This window comes from Mycolicibacterium parafortuitum, assembly GCF_002086815.1.
Taxonomy (GTDB): Bacteria; Actinomycetota; Actinomycetes; order Mycobacteriales; family Mycobacteriaceae; genus Mycobacterium; species Mycobacterium parafortuitum.
The window spans coordinates 132670-150854 of the sequence record NZ_MVID01000006.1; the positions used below are offsets into that span (position 1 = coordinate 132670).

Annotated in this window: 19 protein-coding genes; 11 read left to right on the forward strand and 8 right to left on the reverse strand. The window is 68.1% G+C overall.

Features of this window, described 5'->3' with window-relative positions; genetic code table 11:
• Positions 1-4 precede the first annotated feature (4 nt).
• From BST38_RS09925 to BST38_RS09935, 3 genes are all read right to left on the reverse strand, one after another.
• Positions 5-1120, reverse strand: coding sequence for a TobH protein (locus BST38_RS09925; RefSeq protein ID WP_237160725.1), 1116 nt, complete (start codon positions 1118-1120; stop codon positions 5-7).
• Complete coding sequence (locus tag BST38_RS09930; protein ID WP_083143114.1) at positions 1117-2514, reverse strand: phosphomannomutase/phosphoglucomutase; 1398 nt, start codon at positions 2512-2514, stop codon at positions 1117-1119. Before BST38_RS09930 ends, BST38_RS09925 begins: the two co-directional genes overlap by 4 nt.
• A 91-nt stretch (positions 2515-2605) precedes the next feature.
• Entirely contained in the window at positions 2606-3037 is a 432-nt protein-coding gene (locus BST38_RS09935; protein WP_083143115.1) for a DUF3499 domain-containing protein, read from the reverse strand.
• Between the two features lie 131 nt (positions 3038-3168).
• Between BST38_RS09935 and BST38_RS09940 the strand changes: the two genes are divergently transcribed.
• Positions 3169-3591: a metallopeptidase family protein gene (locus tag BST38_RS09940; protein WP_083143116.1), complete on the forward strand. Its 423-nt coding sequence runs from the start codon at positions 3169-3171 to the stop codon at positions 3589-3591.
• Positions 3592-3600: 9 nt separating this feature from the next.
• Here BST38_RS09940 and BST38_RS09945 read toward each other — a convergent pair whose 3' ends face one another.
• A complete protein-coding gene (locus BST38_RS09945; RefSeq protein WP_179964101.1) occupies positions 3601-3870 on the reverse strand; it encodes a WhiB family transcriptional regulator in 270 nt (89 codons plus the stop codon).
• A 423-nt stretch (positions 3871-4293) separates the two neighbouring features.
• Here BST38_RS09945 and cofD point away from each other — a divergent pair, with 423 nt between their 5' ends.
• The 4 genes from cofD to BST38_RS09965 all read left to right on the forward strand — a co-directional run bounded on the left by cofD (position 4294) and on the right by BST38_RS09965 (position 8174).
• A complete protein-coding gene (cofD, locus tag BST38_RS09950; RefSeq protein WP_083143118.1) occupies positions 4294-5280 on the forward strand; it encodes a 2-phospho-L-lactate transferase in 987 nt (328 codons plus the stop codon).
• Entirely contained in the window at positions 5277-6617 is a 1341-nt protein-coding gene (locus BST38_RS09955) for a coenzyme F420-0:L-glutamate ligase (protein ID WP_083143119.1), read from the forward strand. The genes cofD and BST38_RS09955 overlap by 4 nt, the downstream gene beginning before the upstream one ends.
• Before the next feature lie 60 nt (positions 6618-6677).
• Complete coding sequence (locus tag BST38_RS09960) at positions 6678-7235, forward strand: NUDIX hydrolase (RefSeq protein WP_083143120.1); 558 nt, start codon at positions 6678-6680, stop codon at positions 7233-7235.
• Positions 7236-7304: 69 nt separating this feature from the next.
• Positions 7305-8174 carry an endonuclease domain-containing protein gene (locus tag BST38_RS09965; RefSeq protein WP_083143121.1) on the forward strand — a complete coding sequence of 290 codons (870 nt, stop codon included), beginning with the start codon at positions 7305-7307 and terminating at the stop codon, positions 8172-8174.
• A 42-nt stretch (positions 8175-8216) separates the two neighbouring features.
• On the opposite strand, the gene manB is transcribed toward BST38_RS09965, so the two are convergent.
• From manB to rfbD, 3 genes are read right to left on the reverse strand one after another with little or no spacing between them, the layout of a single operon-like run.
• The gene (manB, locus tag BST38_RS09970) at positions 8217-9296 is read right to left on the reverse strand and encodes a mannose-1-phosphate guanylyltransferase ManB (RefSeq protein ID WP_083143122.1); all 1080 of its coding nucleotides are present in this window, start codon (positions 9294-9296) and stop codon (positions 8217-8219) included.
• An 11-nt stretch (positions 9297-9307) separates the two neighbouring features.
• The gene (locus BST38_RS09975) at positions 9308-10186 is read right to left on the reverse strand and encodes a glycosyltransferase family 2 protein (RefSeq protein ID WP_083143123.1); all 879 of its coding nucleotides are present in this window, start codon (positions 10184-10186) and stop codon (positions 9308-9310) included.
• A 34-nt stretch (positions 10187-10220) separates the two neighbouring features.
• On the reverse strand, positions 10221-11075 hold the full coding sequence (rfbD, locus tag BST38_RS09980) for a dTDP-4-dehydrorhamnose reductase (protein ID WP_083143124.1): 855 nt from the start codon (positions 11073-11075) through the stop codon (positions 10221-10223).
• A 66-nt stretch (positions 11076-11141) separates the two neighbouring features.
• Between rfbD and BST38_RS09985 the strand changes: the two genes are divergently transcribed.
• From BST38_RS09985 to BST38_RS10005, 5 genes are all read left to right on the forward strand, one after another.
• Positions 11142-12623, forward strand: a complete 1482-nt coding sequence (locus tag BST38_RS09985) for an LCP family protein (RefSeq protein WP_083143125.1) — start codon at positions 11142-11144, stop codon at positions 12621-12623.
• Position 12624: 1 nt separating this feature from the next.
• Positions 12625-13335 carry a TIGR03089 family protein gene (locus BST38_RS09990; RefSeq protein ID WP_165761573.1) on the forward strand — a complete coding sequence of 237 codons (711 nt, stop codon included), beginning with the start codon at positions 12625-12627 and terminating at the stop codon, positions 13333-13335.
• Positions 13336-13464: 129 nt separating this feature from the next.
• On the forward strand, positions 13465-13779 hold the full coding sequence (locus BST38_RS09995) for a hypothetical protein (protein ID WP_083143126.1): 315 nt from the start codon (positions 13465-13467) through the stop codon (positions 13777-13779).
• A 265-nt stretch (positions 13780-14044) separates the two neighbouring features.
• Entirely contained in the window at positions 14045-14374 is a 330-nt protein-coding gene (locus BST38_RS10000) for a hypothetical protein (RefSeq protein ID WP_083143127.1), read from the forward strand.
• Between the two features lie 48 nt (positions 14375-14422).
• Entirely contained in the window at positions 14423-15223 is an 801-nt protein-coding gene (locus tag BST38_RS10005) for a biotin--[acetyl-CoA-carboxylase] ligase (protein ID WP_083143128.1), read from the forward strand.
• Between the two features lie 10 nt (positions 15224-15233).
• Here the strand turns inward: BST38_RS10005 and BST38_RS10010 are convergent, their stop codons facing one another.
• Positions 15234-16403, reverse strand: coding sequence for an acyl-CoA dehydrogenase (locus BST38_RS10010; RefSeq protein ID WP_083143206.1), 1170 nt, complete (start codon positions 16401-16403; stop codon positions 15234-15236).
• 679 nt (positions 16404-17082) lie between these two features.
• Here BST38_RS10010 and BST38_RS10020 point away from each other — a divergent pair.
• The gene (locus BST38_RS10020) at positions 17083-18183 is read left to right on the forward strand and encodes a type III polyketide synthase (RefSeq protein WP_083143130.1); all 1101 of its coding nucleotides are present in this window, start codon (positions 17083-17085) and stop codon (positions 18181-18183) included.
• The last annotated feature ends 2 nt before the right edge of the window (positions 18184-18185 follow it).

Genomic DNA, 18185 nt, shown 5'->3' on the forward strand with positions numbered 1-18185 from the left:
CGTTTCAACCTCGAACCAGCCGCTGGTAGACCGCCGCCATCTCGAGGCGGACCGCCAACAGCGCCAATTGTTGTTCGGGACGCGTGGCTCCGAGCGTCGTGGCTGAGCCCGGCTCGCTGTTCCCCCCTGGCACCGCGACGTCCGGGACGTCGTCGGCGTTGACGACGTGCACGTCGTCGAAACCCCTCAATCGCGCTGATACGGCGGGCCGTTCGGCGTCGGTGGTCAGCACGAAGGTGCGGGTCCGCCGCGGCAGCGGCCCGTCGATTTCTTCGTCGTGAAAGATCGAGGCCTCCCCGGCGGCGGCGTCACGCCCCCAGCCGGTGGCGATCGCCGCCAGTGCGTCGGCGAGCCCGGCGGCGGCCATCACGCGGTGGGCGATGCGCAGCGACACGGTGCACACGTGTCGGGCCAACGCGACGGTGGCTGCGGAGTCGCCGGCGAACACCACCTCGCGGTCGCGCATGCGGTCGGCCAGCGCCTTGGCCGGGTTGGTGAAAAGCTCACGGGCGGCACTGTTTCGGATCGCCTCGGCATCCAGGGCGTCGGCCAGTGCGGCCAGGTCCACGGAGAACCCGGGCAGGATTGCGTCCAGCACGGCCAGGCCGGCGGCGAGGTAGCGCGCCAACGTGAAGTCGTCGGGAACGGGCAGCCGCGGAGGCACCGCCACCGATCGTCCGGCCGTCGCGTCGCGCAGCGGTCCTTCGTACGGGGCGACGACCACGACCCGGGCACCGCGGCGCACCGCGGTCGCGGCGGCGCTGACCAACGCCGGCTGAGCGGGGTCGTCGCCGGCGACGACGAGCACGTCGAGTGCGCCGATCCACGGCGGCGCTTCGGCGGCGACGACGATCGGCGCACCGACCGAGCCGGCGAGCACCGCGGCCAGTATCGAGCCCGCGGCCTCGGCGGTGCCGGGGCCTGCCACCCACACGACGGTGCGCGGCGGCGCGTCGGACCGCAGACCGTCGAGGTCACCCTCGTCGAGCGCGGCCGCGGTGGCGCGGACCTGCGCACCCGCCATCGACGCCGCCCGGAGCAGCCCGTGGCGGTCGGCGGCCAGCAGGCCGTCGGTGTCGTCGAGGTCGACCTCAGCCGCCGACAGAGGGCTGGTGCTCACGTCGATTCCCTTGCACCTGAGGTGATGTACCCACCGATCTCGTCGACAAGCTCCTCGACCTCCGCGGCGTCGCGGGCCTCCACGTTGAGCCGCAGCAGTGGTTCGGTGTTCGACATCCGCAGGTTGAACCACCGACCGTCGCCGAGGTCGACGGTCACCCCGTCGAGGTGGTCGATCGCCTGCACGCGGCCGCCGAAGGCCTGCAGCACCGAGTCCACGATCGCGGGCGCGTCGGTGACGGTGTAGTTGATCTCGCCGGAGGCCTCGTAGCGCTGGTAGTCGGCCATCATCTCCGACAGCGGCCGATCCTGTTCGCCGAGGGCGGCCAGCACGTGCAGCGCAGCGAGCATGCCCGAGTCGGCGCCCCAGAAGTCGCGGAAATAGTAGTGCGCGGAGTGCTCCCCGCCGAAGATCGCGCCGGTCTCGGCCATCAGGGCCTTGATATAGGAGTGGCCGACGCGCGAGCGCACCGGGGTGCCGCCGCGTTCGGTGACCAGTTCGGGCACCGCGCGCGAGGTGATCAGGTTGTAGATGATCGTCGCGCCGATCTCGCGGCCCAGCTCGCGGGCGGCGACCAGCGCGGTGACCGCCGACGGTGAGACGGCTTGGCCGCGTTCGTCGACGACGAAGCAGCGGTCGGCGTCGCCGTCGAACGCGAGCCCGATGTCGGCGCCGACCTCGACGACGTACTTCTGCAGGTCCACCAGATTGGCCGGGTCCAGCGGGTTGGCTTCGTGGTTCGGGAAATCGCCGTCGAGCTCGAAGTACAACGGCTCCACCGTGACCGATTTGATCGGTCCCAGTACCGCGGGGGCAGTGTGTCCGGCCATCCCGTTGCCGGCATCGACGGCGACGCGCAGCGGGCGTGCGCCGCCGATGTCGACCAGGGAACGCAGGAAGTCGCCGTAGTCGGCGAGGACGTCGCGTTCGGACACCGATCCGCGCGGGCCGTCGTAGCCGGGAATCCCGGCGATCACCTCGTCGCTGATCACCGACAACCCGGTGTCCTTACCGACCGGCTTGGCGCCGGCGCGGCACAGCTTGATGCCGTTGTAGGCGGCCGGGTTGTGGCTGGCGGTGAACATCGCGCCCGGACAATCGAGCAAACCCGACGCGAAGTACAGCTGGTCGGTCGAGGCGAGGCCGATGTGGACGACGTCGAGGCCCTGGGCCAACACACCTTCGGCGAACGCCTTCGCCAATGCCGGCGAGCTGGCGCGCATGTCGTGGCCGATGACGACCTGGGTGGCGGGCTGGTCTGCGCTGTCGCGGACCAGCCGCGCGAACGCGGCGCCGACGTCGGCGACGAACGGCTCGTCGATCTCGTCGCCGACCAGTCCACGCACGTCATATGCCTTGATGACGCGCTGCACGGCCTCGGCGGGACGAGACATGGGACTCCTTGGACGAAGAGACTGTTCGGTGCTCCAGCCTAGCCGTCGCGGGTTGGCTGTACGCGGTGTCGTCGCGGGGTCCGGGTTCCGGTCAGTCCGTGGGGTCGGGCAACACGCGGAGGTGACCGCGGCGTCGGCCGTTGGTCTCGGGCCGCCGCGCCGGGGGCGCCATCAGCGCGCCGCCCTGCGCTCCGGTGACCGGGTCGGTGAAGCCTGTGGTGAAGCCGGCTGTCACACCGCCGGATGGGACGGGGCCTTCGCGACCTTCTCGAACTGCGTCAGCCAACGCCACCAAGTCATCATCATCGGGGTGTGAGGGCAACGGACCGGCGTGGCGAACGAGCTCCCACCCGCGCGGGGCGGTGATGCGACCGGCGTGCATGACACACAGATCCCACGAGTGCGGCTCGGACACGGTGGCCAGCGGGCCGACGACAGCCGTCGAATCTGCATAGACGAAGGTGAGCGTCGCGACCGCATAGTGCGGGCACCCAGGCCGGCAGCAGCGACGGGGAACATTCACAGCAGGAGGTTATCGTGCAGGAACGTCCCCGTGCCGCCGGACACGCGCGGTTGTGAGGCGGCCGAAGCCCAACCGTTACGATCTTGTCCGTGACCAGGCGCCAGCATCGGGGGTCGCGGCGGGGTAGAGAGATGCGCGGACCGCTGCTCCCACCGACCGTTCCGGGATGGCGCAGCCGCGCCGAACGTTTCGACATGGCGGTGCTGGAGGCTTACGAGCCGATCGAGCGGCGCTGGCACGACCGGGTGGCCGCGCTCGACGTCGCGGTCGACGAGATTCCGCGGCTGGCCCCGAAAGATCCGGAGAGTGTGCAGTGGCCGCCGGAGGTGGTGGCGGACGGCCCGATCGCCCTGGCCCGGCTGATCCCGGCGGGGGTGGACGTCCGCGGGAACTCCACACGAGCGCGAATTGTGTTGTTCCGCAAGCCGATCGAGCGCCGGGCGAAAGACACCGACGAGCTGACCGACCTTCTGCATGAATTGTTGGTGGCTCAGGTAGCCACGTATCTGGGCGTGGAACCGTCTGTCATCGACCCGACTCTGGACGACGACTAGCGCGGCTCGTTAGATGATGCCGCGCTTGAGGCGACGGCGCTCCCGCTCCGAGAGACCGCCCCAGATACCGAAGCGCTCGTCGTTGGCGAGGGCGTATTCCAGGCACGCGTCCTTGACCTCGCAGCCCTGACAGATCCGCTTGGCCTCGCGGGTGGAGCCGCCCTTCTCGGGGAAGAACGCTTCCGGATCGGTCTGGGCGCACAGGGCGCGTTCCTGCCACTGGTCTTCGTCCAGCGGGTCGAAGTCGTCGCTGAAGTGATCGACGTGTTCGGGCACCAGACTGAGTTGGGGACGTCCGTTCGCCCCCGACTGCACCGGACCGGTCTGGATGTGCGGCGCACTCCCTACCGAGCCGAGGAGCCTGTTCTCGAACGCTGCCGAATCGTCGAAATCCGCCTGTTCAAATGCCATTTCCCCTCCTCCACGGGTCTCGTAGTTCCGTATCTGCCAGCCTCGCGAAATCCGCGAGACCATCCCCATTCGAACAAGTGATCGAATCTCGGTCTGCGACACCGGAACCGGCCGGAGAACCGCGAAATGACACTGGTGTGATTACACACGCGTTAGCTGCCCCGGTCAAGCGCTGGAACAGGAATTCATACCATTCCGTGACTTGTTTTCGGCGCGTCGCGCTGTGGCGTGTCTATCACCCTCCCCACCGGCCGCCCCTCGACGGGGTTGGACCGCCTAGTCTCGTTCGTTGTGAAGGTCACGGTTCTGGTCGGCGGTGTCGGCGGTGCACGGTTCCTGCTCGGTGTCCAACATCTATTGGGCTTGGGGCAGTACGGCACTCAAGATACCAATGATCATGAAGTGACCGCTGTGGTCAATGTTGGTGATGATGCGTGGATGTTCGGGGTCCGCATCTGCCCTGACCTGGACACGTGCATGTACACCCTCGGTGGCGGCATCGACCCGGAGCGTGGTTGGGGTCACAAGAACGAAACCTGGAACGCCAAAGAGGAACTCGCGGCCTACGGGGTGCAGCCGGACTGGTTCGGGCTCGGCGACCGCGACCTCGCCACTCATCTGGTGCGCACCCAGATGTTGCGCGCGGGCTACCCGCTCTCGGACATCACCGAAGCGCTGTGCCGGCGCTGGTCCCCCGGCGCGCGGCTGCTGCCCGCCAGTGACGACCGCTGCGAAACCCACGTGGTGATCACCGATCCCGACGACGGCGAGAAGCGCGCCGTCCATTTCCAGGAGTGGTGGGTGCGTCACCGCGCCCAGGTGCCGACCGACAGCTTCGCGTTCGTGGGCGCCGACACCGCCACGGCCGCACCCGGTGTCACCGACGCGATCGAGAACGCCGATGTCGTGTTGATCGCGCCGTCCAACCCGGTGGTCAGCGTCGGGGCGATCCTCAACATCGGCGGCATCCGCGCCGCGCTGCGCTCGACAAAGGCACCGGTGATCGGCTACTCCCCGATCATCGCCGGAAAGCCGTTGCGCGGCATGGCCGACGCGTGCCTGTCCGTGATCGGGGTGCCCAGCACCTCCGAGGCGGTCGGCAACTACTATGGCGCACGGTCGTCGACGGGCATTCTCGACGGGTGGCTGATTCACGAGGGTGACCACGCCGAGATCGACGGCGTGAAGGTCAAGGCCGTACCGCTGTTGATGACCGAGCCCGCTGTCACCGCCGAGATGGTGCGCGCCGGAATGGAACTGGGCGGGGTCACGTTGTGAGCGATCACGGCACCTCGGCGCCCATCGAGATCCTGCCCGTCTCGGGGCTGCCGGAGTTCCGCCCGGGTGACGATCTCGCCGCGGCGATCGCGTCCGCGGCGCCCTGGCTGCGCGATGACGACGTGGTCGTGATCACCAGCAAGGTGCTGTCCAAGACCGAGGGCCGGATGGTCGCCGCCCCGTCGGACCCCGACGAGCGGGATGCGCTGCGACGCAAGCTGATCGACGGGGAGGCGGTGCGGGTTCTGGCCCGCAAGGGGCGCACGCTGATCACCGAGAACGCGTTGGGTCTGGTGCAGGCCGCCGCCGGGGTGGACGGATCGAACGTCGACTCGAACGAACTGGCGCTGCTGCCGGTCGATCCGGACGGCAGTGCGGCGGCTCTGGTCGGCGCACTGCACGAGCGGCTCGGGGTCCGGGTCGCGGTCGTGGTCACCGACACGATGGGGCGGGCCTGGCGGACCGGGCAGACCGACGTCGCGATCGGGTCGGCCGGGTTGGCGGTGCTGCACGCCTACGCCGGCGAGCACGACGAGCACGGCAACGAGTTGATCGTCACCGAGATCGCGGTGGCCGACGAGATCGCCGCCGCGGCAGATCTGGTGAAGGGCAAGCTGACCGCGGTGCCGGTCGCGGTGGTGCGCGGACTCGCGGTGCGTGACGACGGCTCTTCGGCGCGCAATCTGGTGCGCGCCGGCGAGGAGGACCTGTTCTGGCTGGGCACCGAAGAGGCGCTGGCGCTGGGCCGCTCGCAGGCGCAGCTGCTGCGGCGCTCGGTGCGTCACTTCTCTTCCGAGCCGGTGGACGGTGCGCTCATCGAGGCCGCCGTCGGTGAGGCGTTGACCGCGCCCGCGCCGCATCACACCCGACCGGTGCGGTTCGTGTGGGTGAGCGACTTCGCGGTGCGTACCGCGCTGCTGGACAAGATGAAGGAGCGTTGGCGCGCCGATCTGCTCGGCGACGGCCGCGACCCCGAGGCCGTCGAGCGTCGGGTCGGCCGCGGACAGATCCTCTACGACGCACCCGAATTGGTGATCCCGTTCATGGTTCCCGATGGCGCGCACAGCTATCCCGACGCGCAGCGCACCGCGGCCGAGCACACGATGTTCACGGTGGCCGCGGGCGCGGCGGTGCAGGGCCTGTTGGTCGCGCTCGCGGTGCGCGGCGTCGGCAGCTGCTGGATCGGGTCGACGATCTTCGCCCCGGATCTGGTGCGTGCGGAGCTGGATTTACCGGACGATTGGGAGCCGTTGGGCGCCATCGCGATCGGCTACGGTGAGGAACCTCCCACGCCGCGCGAGCCGGTTCCGACCGACGGCCTGCTGGTTCGGCGATGAGCGCTTGCGCGAAGAGCAGAGTGCAGCGATGAGCGCTTGCGCGAAGAGCAGAGTGCCCCGATGAGCCTGCACCAGTCCACCGTCGACGTCCTCACGGCGTGGGATGCGCCGGACCCGGCGCAGGATTCGTTGCGGTACGCGTATCTGGCATTCCTGGCCGCGCGCGAGGACGCCTGTCTGCGTGAATGCGTGCCGGGCCACATCACCGGCTCGGCTTTGGTGGTGGACCACCGCGGCGAGCGTGCGCTGTTGACGCTGCACCCGCGATTCGGGCGGTGGCTGCAGCTCGGCGGGCATTGTGAACCCGAGGACGAGACGATCGTGGCTGCGGCGCTGCGGGAAGCGACCGAGGAGTCGGGCATCGAGGGGCTGACGATCACGCCGGAACCGGCCGCGCTGCACGTACATCCGGTGACGTGTTCACTCGGTGTGCCGACGCGTCACCTCGACGTGCAGTTCGTGGTGCACGCCCCCGAGGGTGCGGAGATCGTGCGCAGTGACGAGTCGCTCGACTTGAAGTGGTGGCCGCTCGACAAGCTGCCGGACGACTCCGATTTCGGCCTCACCCAGCTCGCGGCGGCCGCCGCGCGCCTCGCGAAATATCATTCCGGGCAGTGATTTCAGAGTTATCCACAGCCCGGATTTAACACTCGTGAATCGGCAGCTGCTGCTCGGCATGCTCGTGTCATGGGGGATGCGATAATCGGCTCAGACGCCGTGTTCTCGGGCGCGCTGACGCGGGGCGAACTTCGCTGGAACTACCGGGCCGTCTTTCCTGACGTCTATTTGCCGAAGAACCTGGAGCCGACGCTTGAGCGCAGAGCGGAGGCCGCCTGGCTGTGGTCGCACCGACGAGGCGTCATCACAGGGCGTGCCGCGGCCGCTCTGCACGGGGCACTGTGGGTGGACGACGACTCCCCCGTCGAGATCCTGTGGTCCAACAGCAATCCGCCGCCCGGCATCCTGTCCCGACGAGAACGTATCCCGGCCGGTGAGATCACCCGCGCCAACGGCATGTTCGTCGCGACGCCGGCACGGACCGCGCTCGATCTCGGCCGTCGGCTGCCGCGCGGGCAGGCTGTCGCACACCTCGACGCTCTGACGCGCGCAACCGGCGTCGAGGCGCCGGCGATTCTCGACCTCACCCATCGATACAAAGGCACCAAGGGCGTGCGCAGGTGCCGGGAGGCGGTCGATCTGATGGACTCGGGTGCCGAGTCTCCTCAGGAGACGCGGGTACGGCTGTTGCTCGTCGATGCCGGGTTCCCGCGTCCGCAAACGCAGATCCCGGTCGCTGACGGATACGGCTTCGTGTTCGCCTATCTCGATATGGGGTGGCCGCATCTGAAGATCGCCGTCGAGTACGACGGCGAACACCATCGAACCAGCGACGCTCAGTATCGACGGGACGCGAAGCGGTTACGCAAGCTCGACGCCCTCGAATGGATCGTCGTCAGAGTGATGAAAGGCGATCGACCGTACGAGATCACAAACTGGGTCAAGCGAGCATTCATCCTCCGCGAGAGTGAAGGCATGGCTGTGAAACTGCCCGCGTGAAGGACCCGGAATGATATTTCGCGGGAAACTGGCACCGGACCCTCAGATGTCCGTCGAAAAACGGATCCCGCCGTCCGGGATCGTGATGCCCGGCCACACGCGCGCGCCGCGCAGCAGTTCGCAGCGGGCGCCGATGTCGGCGCCGTCGCCGATGACGCCGTCGCGGATCAACGCCCGCGGCCCGATACGCGCCCCGAACCCGATGATCGAGCGCTCGATCACCGCGCCCGCACCGATTTTCACGCCGTCGAAGATCACCGCGCCGTCGAGTCGCGCGCCGCCGGCGACCTCGGCGCCGCGACCGACGACGGTGCCGCCGATCAGCAATGCACCCGGGGCCACCGACGCCCCGTCGTGCACCAGCTTCTCGCCGCGCTGATGCGTCAGTGCGGGCGACGGCGCGATGCCGCGCACCAGGTCGGCCGAACCCCGGACGAAGTCCTCCGGCGTTCCCATGTCGCGCCAGTAGGTGGAGTCGACGTAGCCGCACACCTTCTTGCCCGCCGACAGCAGCCCGGGGAACACCTCGCGTTCCACCGAAAGCGGACGGCCCTTGGGGATTTCGTCGATGACCGACCGCTTGAACACGTAGCAGCCGGCGTTGATCTGGTCGGTCGGCGGGTCCTGAGTCTTCTCCAGGAAAGCCGTCACCACGCCGTCGGAATCCGTTGGCACGCAACCGAATGCGCGCGGATCACCGACGCGCACCAGGTGCAGGGTGACATCGGCGTCGCGTTCGACGTGCGAATCGATCAGCGCCCGCAGATCGCAGCCGGACAGCACGTCGCCGTTGAACACCACCGCGTTGGCGTGCCGCAGCTTGGACGCGACATTGGCGATGCCGCCGCCGGTGCCCAGCGCCTCTTCCTCGACGACGTATTCGATCTGCAGGCCGAGCTTCGACCCGTCACCGAACTCGGACTCGAACACCCCGGCCTTGTACGACGTGCCCAGCACGACGTGTTCGATGCCCGCCTCGGCGATCCGCGACAGCAGGTGCGTCAGGAACGGCAGTCCGGCGGTCGGCAGCATCGGTTTCGGGGCCGACAGCGTCAACGGACGCAGCCGCGTACCCATCCCCCCGACGAGAATGACCGCATCGACTTCGGCTGGATTCACCACCGCTGTTCCCCTCACTTAGACCGACGAGCCTGACGGCGTGAACTGCGAACCACCAGGCTCGCCCGCGCCCCAAGTGCCCCCCGGAATGCCCAGCGTAGCGGCGCCTGCCACCACTTCGGATACCGCTCTGCCAAGAAAGTGTAGGTGCTGACGTGGTGCGCGGCGAGGTTGCGGGCCGGGTCCCTGCCGGTGGCATGGCCTTTGGCGTGCAACACCTCCGCCGTAGGCACGTAGACGTTCTGCCAGCCCGCGGTGCCGAGGCGATCGCCGAGGTCGACGTCCTCCATGTACATGAAGTAGCGCTCGTTGAATCCGCCGATCTCGCGGAACGCGTCGGTGCGCAGCAGCAGGCAGGATCCGGACAGCCACCCGACGGTGCGTTCGCTGGGTTCGGCGCGGTCCTGCCGGTAGGCCGCGGTCCACGGGTTCGACGGCCACACCGGCGAGACGACGGCGTGCATCCCGCCCCGGATGATCGACGGCTGGTGGCGCGCCGACGGGTAGACCGCGCCGTCGGGGTCGCGGATCAGCGGGCCGAGCGACCCGGCCTGCGGCCAGCGTTGCGCGGCGTCGAAGAGTTGGTCGATGCTGTTCGGTCCCCATTGCACGTCGGGGTTGGCGACGATGAAAAAGTCTGTGCGATCGGCCAATCCGTACTCGGCGACGGCGCGGTTGACGGCGGTTCCGTAGCCGACGTTGCCGCCGGTGCGGTACAGCTTCGCGTTCGGGTGGCGTTCGAGGGCCTCTTCGGGGGCGCCGTCGGTGGAGCCGTTGTCGGCCATGATGACGGTCACCGGGCGGTCGGTCGCATGGGCCAGGGTGGCCAGGAACCGGTCCAGGTGCGACCCCGGCGAGTACGTCACCGTCACGACAAAGAGTTCGTCGCTCACGCCACGCCTGCCCATCTCACGGCGTAGAGCCTAACTACCCGCGGTGTGTGGCCAGCGCCTCAGCCAGCGCTTCGCGCCACGGCCGCAGCGGCGTCAGCCCCGCCTCGGCCGATTTCACCGAGGACAACGCGGAGTACGACGGGCGTGGCGCCGGGCGCGGATGGCGGTCGCTGCCGATCGGCCGCACCCGGTCGGGGTCGGCGCCGAGCTCGGCGAACACCGCCTGCGCCTGGTCGAAGCGGCTCGCGGGGCCGGCGTTGGCGGCGTGCAGCACGGGCCCGTCGACCCCGCCGTCGGCGATCTGCAGCAGCGCGGCGCACAGGTCGCCGACGTAGGTCGGTGAGCCGATCTGGTCGGCGACGACCTCGACCTCGCCGGAGCCGGCGGCCGCGCGGCGCATCACCGCCGCGAAGTCCGAGCCGTCGCCGCCCTCGAAGACCCACGCGGTGCGCACGACGTAGGCCTCGGGCAGCGCGGCGAGCACCGCCTGCTCACCGGCGAGCTTGGTGCGGCCGTACACCGACAGCGGTCCCGTCTCGTCGTCGATGTCGTAGGGGCGGCCCGCGTTGCCGCTGAACACGTAGTCGGTGGACAGGTGGATCAGCGATGCCGCCGCCTCCGCGCAGGCGCGGGCGACGTTCTCGGCGCCGACGGTGTTGACGGCGTCGGCGCGCTCGGGTTCGGCCTCGGCGACGTCGACATTGGTCACGGCGGCGCAGTTGACGACGACGTCGCCGGGCGCGATGTGACGTCGTGCGGCCGCCGGATCGGTGATGTCCCATTGCGCCGATGTGAGCGCCACCACGTCTCGCCCATGGCTGCGGGCCTGACCTGCCAACACGCGTCCGACCAGGCCCGCTGCCCCGGATATGACGACTCGGCCGCTCATATGACGAGTTTGGCACGCCGGTCCCGGCTGCTCGGATTGCGACCGGTCCGCAAGTAGCCTGGGCCAATGCCTGCTGCTCACGTGGTCCGCGCCGTCTCCGTGGCGTTGGCAGTGGCCATCGTCATCGGCACCGGGGTCGCGTGGGGCAAGATCCGCTCGTTCGAAGCCGGCATCAACCACATCAACCCGATCGCCCTCGGCGGTGAGGGTGAGGACGGTGCGATCGACATCCTGCTCGTCGGCTCCGACAGCCGCACCGATGCGCACGGCAACCCGCTGTCCGACGAGGAGCGCGCGATGCTGCGCGCCGGCGACGAGGTCGCCACCAACACCGACACGATTATCTTGATCCGCATCCCGAACAACGGGGAGTCGGCGACGGCCATTTCGATCCCCCGCGACTCCTATGTGGAGGCGCCGGGCATCGGGAAGATGAAGATCAACGGCGTGTACGGCTCGGTGCACTTCGAGGAGATGAAGAAGCTCGTCGAGCAGCAGGGCGTCGACCCGGCCGAGGCGGAGCCGGAGGCGCAGGCCGCCGGGCGCGAGGAGCTGATCAAGACCGTCGCCAATCTGACCGGCGTCACCGTCGACCACTACGCGGAGATCGGCCTGCTGGGCTTCGCGTTGATCACCGATGCGCTCGGCGGCGTCGACGTGTGCCTCAACGAGCCGGTCTGGGAACCACTTTCGGGTGCCGACTTCCCGGCCGGCTGGCAGAAACTCAACGGCACGCAGGCGCTGAGCTTCGTGCGGCAGCGGCACGACCTGCCGCGCGGTGACCTGGACCGGGTGGCGCGCCAGCAGGCGGTGATGGCGTCGATGGCCCACGAGGTGATCTCGGGCAAGACACTGTCGAGCCCGACGACGTTGAGCAACCTGGAGTCGGCGGTGCAGCGGTCGGTGGTGCTGTCCGAGGGCTGGGACATCATGGATTTCGTCAGTCAGCTGCAGAGCCTGGCGGCCGGCAATGTCGCGTTCGCGACCATCCCGATCCTCGAGGAAGCCGGCTGGAGCGACGACGGTATGCAGAGTGTGGTCCGGGTCGACCCGAAAGAGGTCAAGGACTGGGTCACCAGCCTGCTCAACGACCAGGATCAGGGCAAGACCGAGGAGCTGACCTACAGCAACGACCAGACCACGGTCGAGGTGTTCAACGATTCGGACGTCAACGGACTCGCCGCCGCGGTCGCCCATGTGGTGACGTCCAAGGGATTCACGCAGGGCAACGTCGGCAACAACGAGGGCCCGAAGGTCACCAGCAGCCAGGTGCAGGCCGCCAAGGCCGACGATCCGGGTGCGCAGGCGGTCGCGCTGGAGCTGGGCGGGCTGCAGGTCGTCGAGGATGCGTCGGTGCCGCCGAACACGGTGCGGGTGGTGCTGGCCGCCGATTACACCGGCCCGGGCTCCGGGCTGGACGGCTCGGATGTCACTTTGATGGGCGCCAGCCCGACGACGTCGGGCGCGGTGTCCGACACCGGGGGCACGGTGCCGCCGCCGGCGCCGATCATCACGGCCGGTTCCGACGATCCGAAGTGCGTCAACTGACGTGACGAATGTCAGCTCGGCGATCCTGGATCCGTTGATGGCGGCCAACCCGGCCGGCCCGCGGATCACCTACTACGACGACGCCACCGGTGAGCGCATCGAGTTGTCCACCGCGACGCTCGCCAACTGGGCGGCCAAGACCGGCAATCTGTTGCGTGACGAGCTCGGGGCGACGCCGGGCAGCCGGGTCGCGGTGCTGCTGCCCGCGCACTGGCAGACGGCGGCGGTGCTGTTCGGGATTTGGTGGATCGGTTGTGAAGTGGTGTTCTCCGGCGAGGCGGACATCGCGTTGTGCACCCCCGACCGGATCGACGACGCGGACGCCGCGGCCGGGATGGGCGAGATCGCGGTGCTGTCACTGGATCCGTTCGGCAAGCCGGTGCCGGATCTGGCGGTGGGGCTGACGGATTATGCGACCGCGGTGCGGGTGCACGGCGATCAGATCGTGCCGGAGCGCGCGCCGGGTCCCGCGTTGGAGGGCCGGTCGGCCGACGACGTGCTGGCCGCGGCCCGGGAGTCGGCGGCCACGCAGAACATCACGGGCACCGACCGGGTGCTGTCGACCGCACCGTGGGACACGGCGGACGACGTGATCGAACGACTTCTCGCGCTGTACGTCGTCGGCGCGTCCCTGGTTCAGGTGGCAAACCCCGATGCGGCTCTGATGGAGCGCCGGGCTGGGACCGAGAAAATCACGCGTTCCGCACTGTGACCGTTTCGTTTCCGTGGCCTAACGCAGTTTTAAGGATCGTGCCGCACACTGGTTTTCAGCCGGTCGCCACGATGGTGGCGAAACCCGGGACCTTTGAGACAACAGGGGCCCCAGCGTGAGGAGGTCCGGATGTCGTCGACGCTTATCGCCAGCGTGCTGATCCTGAGCCTGTCCGCGGTGCACTGGCGTCTCCGCCGGCACGCGGGCTGGATGGCAAGTCCCCGCGGTCGATTCTTCGTGATGCTGAGCTACCCGTTGGCAGCGCTGGCCGCGTACTGGATGTGTTCGGCGGCGACATCTCTTGAGTGGGCGCTCGCCGGCGGCTGGGCAATGGCGTGGATATCGTCGACCCTCGTCGGCCTCGGCGCGCTGAAGCGGGTCTCCGCCGAGCACGCGGCCCGGGCGGTCGCGCTGGAAACGATCACGCCCGCTGTCTCGCGGTAGACCTTTCAGCCGCCTCACGAGCACCACCGATCCCACCATTCCCACCCGGCAAAACTGAGCCATTCAGCGAATTTTTGATTCCGCAAGCAACGACACGCTTTGTTTCGGCGATATTGACGCCGCGTTAACTCTGACCTTATTGTTTACGTGACCAGACCGCTTATCGACGGGTACGAGCTTCGCTTCGCATCACTGCCGACAGGAAGTTTGGCAAAGCAGGACCTCCGGGATTCAGGCACTGGGGGGCTGTCGGTAGGGGGCGTTTATGGGGTCGTCCGTCGCGGCAATGTCGATCGTCATCGCCCTCGGTTTGTGGCACGTACACAACCGACGACACCCGGCATGGTTCGTCAGCACCGAAGGTCGATTCTTGATCTGCGTCGGATACGCGCTCGTCGCGTTCGGCGCGTATTGGCTGGCGGTCTCGCCGACGGTCGCCGCGTGGGAGTGGACGCTGGGCAGCCTGTCCGCATTGGCGGCCGTCGCCGCCTTCGTGTTCGGATTCGATCAACTCCGCCATGTGACTCCCGCCCACGCCGTCCCCGAACAGATCCTCGATTCGGACGACTCTGCGCAACCCAAGCAATCGCTGTAGCGGACGACAGCGGCCTACGAACTCGAAACAGACCTCTACTGTCGACGTGTGACCACGTCCGCACGCACGCCGCTGAACGTCCACAAATTGCGCTCTGCGGTTACGGGAGCGGCGTGGCACCAGGTCGACGTCGTCGAGGAGACCGGGTCGACCAACGCCGATCTGATCGCGCGAGCCGCTGCGGGCGAGGACATAGTCGGGGCGGTGTTGTTCACCGAGCATCAGACCGCGGGCCGTGGACGCCACGGACGCAGCTGGTCGGCCCCGCCACGGTCGCAGATCGCGGTGTCGGTGGGAGTCGACACCACCGGCGTGGCTGTCGAGGGATGGGGCTGGGTGCCGCTGCTGACCGGCGTCGCGGTCGCGCATGTGATGCGCGAGTTCGTCGGCGTCGACGCCGGCGTGAAGTGGCCCAATGACGTGCTGGTCGGCACAGGCAAGTTGGCGGGCATTCTCGCCGAGGTGTCGGCACCGGCGATCGTGGTGGGCCTCGGACTCAATGTCAGCCTGACGCCCGACGAGCTTCCGGATCCGAAGGCAATCTCGCTGACGATGCTGGGTTACGACGTCGACCGCACCGAGTTGGCGACGGCGCTGCTGCAGGAGCTCGGTTCCCGGCTGCGCCGGTGGCGCCTCGCCGGAGGCGCCGACGCGGCCTTGACCGAGGACTACCACCGACTGAGTACGACGATCGGCACCCGGGTGCGCGCGGTCCTACCCGGCGATTCCGAAATCGTGGGCACCGCAATGGGTATCGACGACGCCGGCCGCCTGCTGATCGACACCGACGGGTCGATGGTCACCATCTCCGCCGGTGACATCACGCACCTGCGGCCGGCGCAGAGCTAGCAGGAACGCGTCACTTCAGCAGCGCGCGGCTCATCACCACGCGCTGAATCTGGTTGGTGCCCTCGTAGATCTGGGTGATCTTGGCGTCGCGCATCATGCGCTCCACCGGGAAGTCGACGGTGTAGCCGGCGCCGCCGAACAGCTGCACGGCGTCGGTGGTGACCTCCATCGCGATGTCGGAGGCCAGGCACTTCGACGCCGCGGAGATGAAGCCGAGGTTGCCCTCGCCACGCTCGGCGCGGGCCGCGGCGTGGTAGACCATCAGGCGCGCGGCCTCGACCTTCATCGCCATGTCGGCGAGCATGAACTGCACAGCCTGGAAGTCGCTGATCGACTTGCCGAACTGCTTGCGGTCCTTGGTGTATTCGATCGCGGCGTCCAGTGCGCCCTGCGCGATGCCGACCGCCTGCGCCCCGATCGTCGGACGGGTGTGGTCCAGGGTGGCCAGCGCGGTCTTGAAGCCGGTGCCCGGCTCACCGATGATGCGGTCACCCGGGATGCGGCAGTTCTCGAAGTACAGCTCGGTGGTCGGTGAGCCCTTGATCCCGAGCTTGCGCTCCTTGGGTCCGATGGTGAAGCCCTCGTCGTCGATATGGACCATGAACGCCGAGATCCCGTTGGCGCCCTTGTCGGGATCGGTCACGGCCATCACGGTGTACCAGGACGACTTGCCGCCGTTGGTGATCCAGCACTTGGCGCCGTTGAGGATCCAGTCGTCGCCGTCGGCCTTGGCGCGGGTGCGCATGCCGGCGGCGTCGCTGCCGGCTTCGCGTTCGGACAGCGCGTAGGACGCCATCGCCTCACCGGATGCGATGGACGGGAGGACTTTCTGCTTGAGCTCGTCGGAGCCGCGCAGGATCAGCCCCATCGTGCCGAGCTTGTTGACCGCGGGGATCAGCGACGCGGATGCGTCGACGCGGGCGACCTCCTCGATGACGATGCACGCGGCGACCGAGTCGGCGCCCTGCCCGTCGAACTCCTCGGGAACGTGCACCGCGTGGAAGCCATTGGAGACGAGCGCGTCCAGGGCCTCCTGCGGGAAGCGGGCGTTCTCGTCGACGTCGGCGGCGTGCGGGGCGATCTCCTTCTCGCACAGTGCGCGGATCGCCGCGCGTAGTTCCTGATGCTCCTCCGGCAACTGGAAGAGATCGAACGACGGATTTCCGGCCCAACTAGCCATCATCATCTCCTTGCTACTCGTCGGTAACTTTAGCGCGGTGCGGGCGAGAAACGAATTCCGGGCAAGGCACTTCTCAGGGTGCGCTCAGCGCCGGAAACGGTTCGCTCTCAGCCTTCGTGGGTACTTTCGGCGTCATGCAGGTGTACATCGATGGCAAGGCCTTCCGCCGTACCGCGCATTGTGACTGTGGTTGGAACGCTACTCCCCGTTTGATGCGGAGTTCCGCGGTAGTCGACGCCGGTATCCACGCCGCCCAGACCGGACACATCCAGGCCGCCGCCCCCGTCCAGCACACCGCGCCCGTCGTGGTCCTGCGAGCGTCCTGAGTCCTCGCGACTCCGCCTCCGATCGGAGTTCGCTCGACAGCGGTGTGACCGATGTCACGCCGCTGTTTTTGTGCCTCGAAGTCTCGATTTATCCAGGGCGTCAATCGATTAGCCAGGCAAACCGCGCTGACCCGAGGCACGCCTAGGACTCCGGGACTCAGCATTCTGCACGCCAGTTCGAGGCCATTGTCCAGATTGGAAATCGAGTCTGGGAACGCGGCGGAAACTTCACAGAAAACCGGTCTTGAGCAGGCCTTATACGCTCAGTTCCGGGGCGCGGTGAATGGTTGTGGACAAATTCACGAATGCCCCGAATAGCGAACTGCTCCGGCGCCAATACCGTCAAAAGGGGCATGACTGATACCTCGTTTTTCGCCCCCACTCAACCATCTCGCCTCCGCGACCCCCGAGCCCCGCATATCGCGGGGACGGCGGCGGCCTTCACCGACCACGTCTACGACCAGGACCAGGTCGCGGCGGCTCTGACCGAGTTCACCGATCCCGCGTTCGCCCGGTTCGCGCACTCCAGTGGGGTTAAGTACCGCAATCTCGCGTTGCCCGTCGGCCGCTATCTACTCTTGTCCGGGTTCACCGAGGCCAACACGGCCTACATCGAGGTGGCCACCGACCTCGGCGAGCGTGCGGTCCGCCAAGCCCTGTCCGCGGCGCACCTCGACCCGTCGGAGGTCGACGCGATCATCACCGTGTCCAGCACCGGCGTCGCCGTGCCGACCATCGACGCGCGCATCGCGGGCCGGCTCGGCCTGCGCCCTGACGTGAAGCGCATCCCGCTGTTCGGCCTCGGTTGTGTCGCCGGGGCAGCGGGACTGGCGCGCGTGCACGACTACCTGCGCGGGTTCCCGGACCACGTCGCCGTGCTGCTGTCGGTCGAATTGTGTTCCCTGACCCTGCAGCGCGACGACTTCTCGATCCCCGCACTCATCGGGTTGTGCCTGTTCGGGGACGGCGCCGCCGCGGTAGTTGCCGTCGGGGCGGAGCGCAGTCCTGCGACACCGCACCCGGGCCCGCGCGTCATCGACACCCGCAGCACGCTGTTTCCCGACACTGTCGACGTCATGGGCTGGAACGTCGGCGCCGAAGGCTTTCAGCTGGTGATGTCGAAGGATGTCCCCCGGATGGCAGAAGACCACCTCGCCGACGCGGTCGGCCACTTCCTCGCCGACCACGGGCTCGGCACCGAGGACATCTCGACATGGATCTGTCATCCCGGTGGGCCGAAGGTGCTCGAGGCCATCGGCTCGGCAATGCATCTGCCGCAGAACACCTTCCGGCACAGCTGGGATTCGATGAGCGAGCACGGCAACATCTCGTCGGCGTCGGTGCTCGATGTGCTCGCCCGGACGTTGAACGATCCACCGACACCCGGCTCGCTGGGGCTGATGCTGGCGATGGGGCCGGGCTTCAGCTTCGAGCTGCTCCTGCTGAGCTGGTAGGA

Excerpts from the sequence above, each read along its gene's own strand:
- BST38_RS10020 (WP_083143130.1), top strand. The coding sequence starts at position 17,083 with ATGACTGATACCTCGTTTTTCGCCCCCACTCAACCATCTCGCCTCCGC.
- BST38_RS09960 (WP_083143120.1), top strand. The coding sequence starts at position 6,678 with ATGAGCCTGCACCAGTCCACCGTCGACGTCCTCACGGCGTGGGATGCG.
- BST38_RS09965 (WP_083143121.1), top strand. The coding sequence starts at position 7,305 with ATGGGGGATGCGATAATCGGCTCAGACGCCGTGTTCTCGGGCGCGCTG.
- BST38_RS10010 (WP_083143206.1), bottom strand. The coding sequence starts at position 16,403 with ATGGCTAGTTGGGCCGGAAATCCGTCGTTCGATCTCTTCCAGTTGCCG.
- BST38_RS09985 (WP_083143125.1), top strand. The coding sequence starts at position 11,142 with ATGCCTGCTGCTCACGTGGTCCGCGCCGTCTCCGTGGCGTTGGCAGTG.
- rfbD (WP_083143124.1), bottom strand. The coding sequence starts at position 11,075 with ATGAGCGGCCGAGTCGTCATATCCGGGGCAGCGGGCCTGGTCGGACGC.
- BST38_RS09940 (WP_083143116.1), top strand. The coding sequence starts at position 3,169 with ATGCGCGGACCGCTGCTCCCACCGACCGTTCCGGGATGGCGCAGCCGC.
- BST38_RS09995 (WP_083143126.1), top strand. The coding sequence starts at position 13,465 with ATGTCGTCGACGCTTATCGCCAGCGTGCTGATCCTGAGCCTGTCCGCG.
- BST38_RS10000 (WP_083143127.1), top strand. The coding sequence starts at position 14,045 with ATGGGGTCGTCCGTCGCGGCAATGTCGATCGTCATCGCCCTCGGTTTG.
- BST38_RS09930 (WP_083143114.1), bottom strand. The coding sequence starts at position 2,514 with ATGTCTCGTCCCGCCGAGGCCGTGCAGCGCGTCATCAAGGCATATGAC.